Origin of the sequence: Sulfolobus sp. B1 (assembly GCF_007050195.1) — an archaeon.
Classification (GTDB): Archaea; Thermoproteota; Thermoprotei_A; order Sulfolobales; family Sulfolobaceae; genus Saccharolobus.
Window position 1 is genome coordinate 1 of the sequence record NZ_QIMI01000364.1, and the last position, 569, is coordinate 569.

Below are 569 nucleotides of genomic sequence, written 5' to 3' on the forward strand. Positions count from 1 at the left end.
TTCAACAAACTAATAATAACAGTATAAATATCTTTAGTATGTCCTCCAGTTCATCAACATTCAATCCATCGTAGTCTAAAGATATTGGAACAATTGAAGAGCTTCTTAATTTTAATGAATTAAACGTCTCGATAAACGTTGGATTTTCAACTGCTATTACGTCATTTTCTAGAAAATATTTTCCTATTAGCTCTAATGCGTGTTGAGCCCCACTGGTTATTACAATTTTTTCATCTTTTCTTTTTGTAATTCCTAATAAGTTAAGAAATTTTTTATCAATTTCTTGTATTAATTCCTCTTGCCCTCCAGCACCAGGATAAAACAAAACTTTTGCCCCATATTCTTCTATAACTTCTGTATAAGCTTCTCTTATATCATTCAACGGAATTTTCTTAGGATCTGGAGTACCACTTGCTAAATTGATTTTTACCTTTTTAGCAATCTGTGAAGCTAACTCTACGGGGGAAATCTCTATTTCCTTTCCAATTCTCGATACCAAATGCCCTTTACCTCTATTTCATTACCAATACCTTTGCAGAAAACTTACATCACGTAGGGGATAAACTTTG

1 pseudogene is annotated in these 569 nt (G+C 32.3%); it reads right to left on the reverse strand.

Annotation, left to right across the window (positions count from 1 at the left end):
• Positions 1-28 precede the first annotated feature (28 nt).
• A pseudogene (locus tag DMP16_RS10710) lies at positions 29-499 on the reverse strand (aminotransferase class I/II-fold pyridoxal phosphate-dependent enzyme); the annotation flags it as partial.
• Positions 500-569 lie beyond the last annotated feature (70 nt).